At 67.7% G+C, this 4,374-nt stretch carries 5 protein-coding genes; 2 read left to right on the forward strand and 3 right to left on the reverse strand.

The annotated features are described in order from the left end of the window. Positions 1–205: 205 nt before the first annotated feature. Positions 206–526: a 2Fe-2S iron-sulfur cluster-binding protein gene (locus G6017_RS15165; RefSeq protein WP_182618092.1), complete on the reverse strand. Its 321-nt coding sequence runs from the start codon at positions 524–526 to the stop codon at positions 206–208. Between the two features lie 310 nt (positions 527–836). On the opposite strand from G6017_RS15165, the gene G6017_RS15170 reads away from it, so the two are divergent. Both G6017_RS15170 and G6017_RS15175 read left to right on the forward strand, forming a co-directional pair. Further along, positions 837–1,547: a TetR/AcrR family transcriptional regulator gene (locus G6017_RS15170; RefSeq protein ID WP_146776291.1), complete on the forward strand. Its 711-nt coding sequence runs from the start codon at positions 837–839 to the stop codon at positions 1,545–1,547. Positions 1,548–1,935: 388 nt separating this feature from the next. Continuing rightward, positions 1,936–2,511 carry a DNA-binding protein gene (locus G6017_RS15175; protein ID WP_241731591.1) on the forward strand — a complete coding sequence of 192 codons (576 nt, stop codon included), beginning with the start codon at positions 1,936–1,938 and terminating at the stop codon, positions 2,509–2,511. Positions 2,512–3,056: 545 nt separating this feature from the next. Here G6017_RS15175 and G6017_RS17055 read toward each other — a convergent pair. Both G6017_RS17055 and G6017_RS15185 read right to left on the reverse strand, forming a co-directional pair. Beyond that, the gene (locus tag G6017_RS17055) at positions 3,057–3,314 is read right to left on the reverse strand and encodes a hypothetical protein (protein WP_241731592.1); all 258 of its coding nucleotides are present in this window, start codon (positions 3,312–3,314) and stop codon (positions 3,057–3,059) included. A gap of 310 nt (positions 3,315–3,624) precedes the next feature. Then, positions 3,625–3,981, reverse strand: a complete 357-nt coding sequence (locus G6017_RS15185; RefSeq protein ID WP_241731593.1) for a hypothetical protein — start codon at positions 3,979–3,981, stop codon at positions 3,625–3,627. Positions 3,982–4,374 lie beyond the last annotated feature (393 nt).

Here is a 4,374-nt window from a genome sequence, read left to right on the forward strand (position 1 = left end):
TTCGACGTCCTCGACGGGGGGGATGGGCTTCTCTACGAAGAGCTTCTTCCCATTCGTCCTTGTCACCCAGCGCCGAGTCCTGTCGTACAGATGGGCGCCCCGGATCTGCAGATCCATCGGGATGGCCGACTGAACCTTGTCGCCGATCGTATCGGAAACCTTCACGTGTCTCACCTTGTCTTTCGTCGTTACATCTGGAACGTCGTTACATCTGGAACTCTGGCACCTGGACGGTAAGGCCGTCCCAATCCGCGGACGCGGTCATCTGGCACGACAGTCGGGAGGTCGGCAGCCGTTCGGGGTTCATTGAGAGCATCTCTTCTTCACTTGCTCCCGAGAGGCCCACCACGTCGGACCATTGCGGATCAACGATGACATGACACGTGCCGCACGCGGCTTCGCCTCCGCAGTCAGCGTCAATCCCGGGCACCGCGTTGTTGACGGCGATCCGCATGAGTGACTGCCCCTCCTCCAAGGGCACCTCGTGCTCCTCGCCGTCGTGGGAGACAAAGGTTACAACTGCCATAGTGAACTCCTGATACGTAGTATTTGACGTCCTTTGGCCCGTTGAGTTTTCCGTTGGTCAGCGCAGGCTCAGTGGCCTTCTTGTCACGCTTCTTTCCCTGGGCTCAGACGGCCGCGGCGGGCGCCTCGTGCGTCCGTCTCTACGTGGGTCGGCGCGCCTCTTCTCGGTGGAGTGGCCGTCCTCGACGCCACTGTGACGTCGGCCACGTTCGTGACCCAGTCTGGAACGCCCGACCCACTTTGTCAACGAATATTCCCTAGTGAATCTCGTTCACGGGCCGGGGGGGCCTCGACCCGGTAGCATCCGGGAGGTGACCGAGTCGGCAAGCGCGCCCCCGCGGCGCAGCCCCCGGATGGTTAAGCGCCGCGCGCAGAACTGCGAGCGCATCCTCGACGCCGCCGAGCGGGCGTTCGTCTCCGGGCAGCGCAACGTCCGGATGGAGCAGATCGCCGAGGACTCGGACATGTCAGTGGGCGCGCTCTACAAGTACTTCGGCAGCAAGGACGGCATCCTGCTCGCCCTCGCCGACCGCGCGCTGACCCGGTTCAGCACCTACCTCGACGAGGCCCTCCGTCCCGAGTACTCGCCCCTCGAGCAGGTCATCGCCGCCAGCGACGTGTACCTGCGGTTCTACCTGGACCACCGCGGGTCGTTCCGCTTCCTCGCCTTCGACGGCCACGGTTCCGGCCTCTCCGCCAGCGCCCACGAGCTGAGCCAACAAGTCGGCGACCGCCTCGACGAGATCCTCGGCCGGTTCCAAGCACACCTCGAAAGCGCCATCGCCACGGGCGAGGCCTCGCCCGACTACCCGCCGAAAGAAACCGCGCTCTTCCTCTGGGGCGCATGGAACGGCGTCGTCTCCCTGACCCTGCGCAATGACCGCATGGCACTCACCGACGATCAACTCGCCGCCACCCTCGACGTCGGCCGCCGCCTCGTCAACGAGGGACTCGCCCACCCCAGCTTCCGCATCCGCGGCCACTCGCGCGCCCGCGTCATGGACCCCACCAAGAACTGGTAAGCGCGCACCCACGGCCCCACCCGACAGCCCGCTCACGAGCGACCACCACTCACTGGCCACACGACCGCCAGTCACGTACCTGGGCTCCCACATCCCGGTGTCGCTGTGGGAACGAGGAATCACCGGGATTACCGTGGCCCCGCCGGCGGGCAACACCGCCCTGGCCGCCGTCTTGGATACCTACAACCTGACCGCCGATAGCCGGCGCTCCCCTCCCTCTGGGCAGAATCGCCTTCGGGTCGTCGCCTGGGCCCTGGGCGCCGACGACCCGCCGCAGCGCCCGCTCGCCGGCGATATCCGGGCGAGCACTATCCCGCCGGACGCCACAGGCGGGTAACATAGGTAACGGAAAACGTTTCCGGTTACCCGTTACCGATTCGGAGGGGAGATGGCTATGTCGACGTCGGAGAAGATCGCCAGGGCCTATGGGGTGCTCGTCGCGCGAGGGGACAAGGTCACCGTGCGCAGCGTGCAGCGTGAAGCGGGGGTGCGCATCGGTGAGGTGGCCGCGTGGATGCGTGAACACGCCACCGGCGCTGCTGGGGACGTGCCCGAGGCTCCGGATCTGTCGGAGGCGATGTCGGCGATGGTGGCCTCGGTGTGGGCTGCGGCGTGGAAGCGGGCCGCGGAGCAGGCGGATGAGGCCACGGCGGTCGCGCTCGATGCTGCTCGCGCGGGTGAGGCCCACGCCCTGGAGGCGGCCGAGCAGGCTGCTGCAGAGCGGGACGATGCGGTCGCATCCCGCGACCGAGCACTCGGCGAGCTCGAGGGAATGCGCGACGAGCTCGAGCAGCTGCGCGGCCAGCTCGAGGAAACGCGCCAGGACGCCGCCGTCGCACGCACCAAGGCCGAGGAGTCCGACCGGGCACGGGTCCGGGCGGAGGCAACCTCAGACACACTGCGGGAGGTGCTGGATTCGCTGCGCGAGGCCGCCCGCACGCCGGAACATCCGGGCGAGTCCTAGCGGAGCTCGCCAGGGCACGTGGGGCACTGACTGTCGGGGGGAGAAGTCACACTGACAGCAGGTCAACCGAAAACAGGTCGGCACGAGCCGCGCCCACGAATGGGTGCTCTGCTGCGAGCAGACGGGCGGCAAGGAGGAGTCCCGATGTGGGATCTGACGACGGCGCTGCAGGCTACCGCGGTGGTCGCTGCCGGCGCCTTGGCCGTGCCTCCGGTCGCGCGTGGGGCCGGTGGGTTCTGCGCAGTGATTGGGCTGCTCGGTGTGCTGCAAGGCCGTACGTGGGCGCCGACGGTCGCGGCGCTGGGGCTGTTGGCGTGGTTCGTGGGTCATTGGTCGTTCGCGGTGCGACACGGGCGTGCGCTATCGGTCGGCGATAGCGCTGTGGGTGATCGATAGGACCCCGCTGCGATGGACGATCCCGCGGTACTGGCAGCTGCGCCGCCAACGTCGACAAACAGCGGCCCGCTGACACATCCGGAGCCGCCAAAAAGAAAGGCCCCGCCGTCGGCGAGGCCACTACTGCGAGCGACTGTACTCCCCAGGCTCTAGAACAGTGAGGGTGTGTCGAGGGGCGCGGCGTTGCCACAGGCGCGGGCGTAGGCGCGCGCGTCCCAGCCGCCGGCGAGTGCGTCTCGCACGGCTAGGGATCGGGCGTGGCGGTTGGTGTGTTGGTCGGGGTTGCGGATGGCGCCGGTGCGACCGCACGCGACGGCGTAGCGCAGGTTTGCTGACTGGGTAGAGGCGACGACATGCCCCGGGTCGACGCGTACGCACAGGGGTTCGTTGCAGCGGTGTTCGGCCACCACGCCATCGTCCAGTTGGCCGGCGAGCAGGAGTGCGAATCGGTGCCCGGACTCGGTTCGACTGATCCCACCCGATCTCCACGTCAGGCGTGTATACCCGTCGACGCCGCTGATCGCTGAGATCAGGAACCAGCACCCGTCCCCGGGCGCTTTGACGACCCGGGACCAGAACGCGTCGATCGCCGCCTGGGTGGGCGGCAGTGTCGAACTGTAGGGACGAGACCGCCGCGCCGCGGCCGAGGGGGCAGGCGCCGGAATCAGGTCCAGGCCTGGCAGAGGAATGTCCACGTCTGCGGGACTGGTGCGCGGGTCAGTGTGGCTCGGCACCGTTGTGGTCCGAGGCCGTGTCCGACGCCTGCTCGTCAGTGGTCTCCGGTGTTCCTTCCCCGGTGACGGTGCGGTCCTTCGCGGCGCGGATCGCGGCGCCGACCTCGCGGGCGGACAGTCCAGTCATCTCGGCCAGGTCTGCTTGCGCGACCCCGAGGCCCTTCAGCTCGATCAGCGCCTCCCCTAGGGCAGCCTCTGCGTCGGCGCGGGCGTCGATCGCGGAGAACACCGCCACTAGCTTGGACTCGCGCTTGCGCGCCCGCTCGAGCTCGTCAGCCATGGCTTGGCGGGCACGGGCCCGGGCGGTCTGGGAACGCGAATCAGTCTTCGTAGCAGCCATGGACCAAACCCTAGAGCACTCCTACGACACCCGCGAGCAGCAACCACTCCCCCATCGGCCACCGCGTCGCTCATTCCGTCCCCCGTAGAGCCGCCACCGTTGTGGCCAGACTGAGCACCCGCTACCGCTCGATTAAACAGCCACACACAGTAGGCACTCTCAGTGAAGGAGGGAAAACCGCTGGTCAGCGCTGCGCGCGTGCTGGCGCGTAGACGCGGCCGTTACGGGCCGCATACGCTGGCGTATGTGATGAGTCTGCGGGCGGTCCATGCGGGTACTGGATACCAGTACCTGCTGCGCTCGGTCGCCACTCACGACGCCGACCCGCAAGGCATGGCCCTGTCGGACTACTACGCCGCTAAGGGGACAGTAGTGCCCCATAGAGTGGTGTAA

The sequence above is a fragment of the Dietzia sp. B44 genome (assembly GCF_014145245.1).
Classification (GTDB): Bacteria; Actinomycetota; Actinomycetes; order Mycobacteriales; family Mycobacteriaceae; genus Dietzia; species Dietzia natronolimnaea.

Excerpts from the sequence above, each read along its gene's own strand:
- G6017_RS15185 (WP_241731593.1), bottom strand. The coding sequence starts at position 3,981 with ATGGCTGCTACGAAGACTGATTCGCGTTCCCAGACCGCCCGGGCCCGT.
- G6017_RS15165 (WP_182618092.1), bottom strand. The coding sequence starts at position 526 with ATGGCAGTTGTAACCTTTGTCTCCCACGACGGCGAGGAGCACGAGGTG.
- G6017_RS15175 (WP_241731591.1), top strand. The coding sequence starts at position 1,936 with ATGGCTATGTCGACGTCGGAGAAGATCGCCAGGGCCTATGGGGTGCTC.